The organism is Vulcanococcus sp. DEBay_Sum22DG08_74 (assembly GCF_017852955.1).
Lineage (GTDB): Bacteria > Cyanobacteriota > Cyanobacteriia > PCC-6307 > Cyanobiaceae > Vulcanococcus.
Map to the genome: position 1 here is coordinate 1 of NZ_JAFMKL010000145.1, position 3,499 is coordinate 3,499.

The 3,499-nt window shown below is 62.6% G+C and carries 4 protein-coding genes; 3 read left to right on the forward strand and 1 reads right to left on the reverse strand.

The genetic code is table 11. From position 1 onward, the window contains the following. Nucleotides 1-2: 2 nt before the first annotated feature. Together miaA and infC are read left to right on the forward strand one after the other, a co-directional pair. Nucleotides 3-851, forward strand: a complete 849-nt coding sequence (gene miaA, locus QZ184_RS10805) for a tRNA (adenosine(37)-N6)-dimethylallyltransferase MiaA (protein WP_296419597.1) — start codon at nucleotides 3-5, stop codon at nucleotides 849-851. 42 nt (nucleotides 852-893) lie between these two features. Continuing rightward, the gene (gene infC / locus QZ184_RS10810; RefSeq protein ID WP_010314200.1) at nucleotides 894-1,535 is read left to right on the forward strand and encodes a translation initiation factor IF-3; all 642 of its coding nucleotides are present in this window, start codon (nucleotides 894-896) and stop codon (nucleotides 1,533-1,535) included. Here the strand turns inward: infC and QZ184_RS10815 are convergent. Continuing rightward, complete coding sequence (locus QZ184_RS10815; RefSeq protein WP_296419599.1) at nucleotides 1,532-2,281, reverse strand: dienelactone hydrolase family protein; 750 nt, start codon at nucleotides 2,279-2,281, stop codon at nucleotides 1,532-1,534. The two genes, infC and QZ184_RS10815, sit on opposite strands and share 4 nt — an antisense overlap. A gap of 106 nt (nucleotides 2,282-2,387) precedes the next feature. On the opposite strand from QZ184_RS10815, the gene QZ184_RS10820 reads away from it, so the two are divergent. Then, a complete protein-coding gene (locus QZ184_RS10820; RefSeq protein WP_247476531.1) occupies nucleotides 2,388-3,377 on the forward strand; it encodes a GntR family transcriptional regulator in 990 nt (329 codons plus the stop codon). Nucleotides 3,378-3,499 lie beyond the last annotated feature (122 nt).

The window sequence follows — 3,499 nt, forward strand, 5'->3', positions numbered from 1 at the left end:
CCCTGGCCATCGAGATCGCCCAGGCCCTGGATCTCGCTGTTCTGTCTGTCGATTCCAGGCAGCTGTACAAGGAGATGACGATCGGCACGGCCAAACCCACTGACGAGCAGCGGGCCACCGTTCGCCATGAGCTGCTGGACCTGCGGGCGCCTGACGAACCGATCAACCTTCAGGAGTTCCGCCAGGAAGCCGATCAAGCGATCGAAGCGGAACACAAGCGGCGGGGAATCGCTTTCCTTGTGGGCGGGAGCGGCCTGTACATCAAGGCCATCACCCAAGGGATGACTCCGCCAGCGGTCCCTCCGCAACCTCAATTGCGGGCGGACCTAGAGGCGCTGGGCCAAAGCCAGTGCTACGCCCTTCTGCGCCAAGCCGATCCAGACGCCGCTGATCGGATCATGGCCAATGACGCCGTGCGCACACAGCGCGCCCTTGAGGTGCTCTATGCCACCGGTCGCCCCCTGAGCCAACAGCAGGGCTCCAATCCGCCCCCCTGGCGGGTCCTGGAACTGGGTCTCAACCCCAGCAACCTCAGGCAACGCATTGCCCAGCGCAGTCGGGCGCTGTACACCGAAGGCTTGGTGGCAGAGACCCGAGGGCTTCTGGAACGTTATGGGCAGGGCTGCGCCCTGCTGGACACCATTGGCTATGCGGAAGCTGGAGCCCTACTGCGGGGGGAGCTGACCGAAGAGCAAGCCATTGAGCAGACCACCAAGCGCACCCAGCAGTTCGCCAAGCGCCAGAAGACCTGGTTTCGCCGGCAGCATCAACCCCTATGGCTGGATGCACCAGGCCAAGAGGACAATCCCTTGAAGCGGGCCTTGTCGGCGATCGAGCACGTCCTAGGGTGAACGGTGAACAGCAACTGTTTTTCCGTCCTCTCGCCCGTCTGAATGCCACCCCGTCCTCGTTTTGACCGCCGTGCTCCTGTTCGGGAGCTCCCCAACATCAACGACCGCATCAATTACCCCCAGCTCCGGGTGGTCGATGCCGACGGCAGTCAGCTAGGAGTGATCACCAGGGAAGAAGCGCTCGACGTCGCGAAGGACCGTGAGCTGGACCTGGTCCTGGTGAGTGAGAAGGCTGACCCACCGGTCTGCCGGATCATGGACTACGGCAAGTTCAAATTCGAGCAGGAAAAGAAGGCCAAAGAAGCCAAGAAAAAGTCGCATCAGACCGAAGTTAAAGAGGTCAAGATGCGCTACAAGATCGACCAGCACGACTACGACGTGCGGCTCGGTCAGGCCTCTCGCTTCCTCAAAGCAGGTGACAAGGTCAAGTGCACCGTGATCTTCCGCGGACGGGAGATCCAGCACACCGCCCTGGCCGAACAGCTCCTGCGCCGCATGGCCAAGGATCTCGAAGAAAAGGCCGAGATTCAGCAGGAGCCCAAGCGTGAGGGCCGGAACATGATCATGTTCCTCAGCCCGCGCAAAACACCCCTGGCCAAAGAGAAAGAGGCCGAGGCTGCTGCCAGCAAAGCGGTGCGCACGATCGAGACCCCTCGTCAGGCGGCAGCCAAGGCCGAAGGCTAGAGCGCCTCAGCGAAGAGCTCCAGCATCTGATTCCATCCCGAGGCAGCTGCCTCAGGGTGGAAATCTGCTCTGGCCTGGCACATGTATCCGTGGCCGGCCCCAGCTGCCACAACCAGTCGGTGGCGACTCCCTTCGGTATCCGCTGAGCGCAGGGCTTGATCAATGGCCTGCAACTCCTCAGCGGGCATCAAGGGATCTTGATCACCGCAGAAGCACCAGAGTCGCCCTGCAACCTCAGGCACGACCGACAGGGTTGTCTTCTCAACCGCACCAGGCTTGAAGGACGAGACCCGAGCTCCATAGAAATCACAGGTGGCTGCGATCGCCGGGTTCGTCGCAGCCAGCATCGCCAGGTGACCGCCAAAGCAAAAGCCCACGCAGCCGAGGCTTAAAGAGGGATGGGACCGCTGGATCCAATCGACAGCGGCTTGGACGTCCGCCAGGAGTTGCTCGGCCGTCACACTGTCACGGTGCTCACGGCCAGCGGCCAAACCTGCCTCGTCGTAGCCCACATCCAAATCGGGAGCAGAGCGCGAGAAGGTGCTCAGGGCTAGGGCTGCGTAACCCTCCTGGGCCAACCGCTCCGCCACGCTGCGCACCCAGCTGTTCACTCCAAACACCTCTGGCAGCACCAAGACCGCCCCGCGAGGCTGCTCAGGCAGAACCCACCAGCCCGGCATGACCGTGGCTGTCACACCCGCTGCTGCTGGAACAGAGATCTGAACCCAGCTGGCCTCAATGGTCATCGCATTCGCGCTCTTGGAAACCGGCACAGGCTTTTATGCCAACAATGCAATTGTCACCGGGAACAAAGGTCCGTAAGGTGGCCCGAACAGCTTGTGCCACTCGGGCGTGCGGTTCCACATTCAGCAGGACAGCGATATCCCGGCCTCGAGCCAGCTGTACAACCAGATTTGCTTTGCGATTGCGGCGCGGCACTTCCCGCCAGGCCATCGACTACCCAGTACGCGCCAACTGGCGATGCAGACCGGCCTGCATCGCAACACCATCAGCAAGGTCTATCGGCAGCTGGAAAACGACGGCGTGGTGGAGGCCATGGCCGGCTCGGGCATCTACGTCCGCGATCAACAGAACCCACGGGAAATCAAGCCACCGCCGGGTCCCCGTGGACGGCACCTTCCTGACATCGACCGCGAGGTCAGGCAGAGCGTGGATGGCCTGCTGAACGCCGGCTGCACCCTGCAACAGGCCCGGGAGCTCTTGACCCGTGAGATCGACTGGCGGCTGCGCTGCGGCGCCCGGGTGCTGGTGAGCACCCCGCGGGAGGACATCGGCGCCTCAATGCTGATCTCCGAGGAGCTCACCCCCCACCTCGATGCCCCGGTCGAGGTCGTTCCGATGGAGGAACTGGAGGCGGTGCTCGAGAACTCCAGCAACGGCACGGTGGTCACCAGCCGCTACTTCCTCCAGCCCGTGGAGGAGATCGCCAAACGCCATGGTGTGCGGGCCGTACCCGTGGATCTCAATGACTTCCGCCACGAGCTGGACCTGCTGAAGGACCTCCGCGCCGGCAGCTGCGTGGGACTGGTCAGCATCAGCCCTGGCATCCTGCGGGCCGCGGAAGTGATCCTGCACAGCATGCGCGGCAACGAACTGTTGTTGATGACCGCGACCCCCGATGTCAGCAGTCGCCTGCTGGCCCTGCTGCGGGCCTCCAGCCATGTGCTCTGCGACCGCCCCAGCCTGCCGCTGGTCGAGCAAAGCCTGCGCCAGAACCGCTCTCAGCTGATGCGTATGCCACAGGTGCACTGCGCCCAGAGCTACCTCGGGACGGCAACGATTGACCAGCTACGCAAAGAGATCGGGCTGCTCTCAAGCTGAACTCGGCTGGAGAGGCAATGAAATTGGTTTCACAACAACGAGCTGAGCAATCAGCCTTGTTGTTTCACAAGCGGATGAAGAGATTCGAACTCTCGACCCTCTCCTTGGCAAGGAGATGCTCT

Coding starts and splice junctions, on each gene's coding strand:
- QZ184_RS10815 (WP_296419599.1), bottom strand. CDS start 2,281: ATGACCATTGAGGCCAGCTGGGTTCAGATCTCTGTTCCAGCAGCAGCG.
- infC (WP_010314200.1), top strand. CDS start 894: ATGCCACCCCGTCCTCGTTTTGACCGCCGTGCTCCTGTTCGGGAGCTC.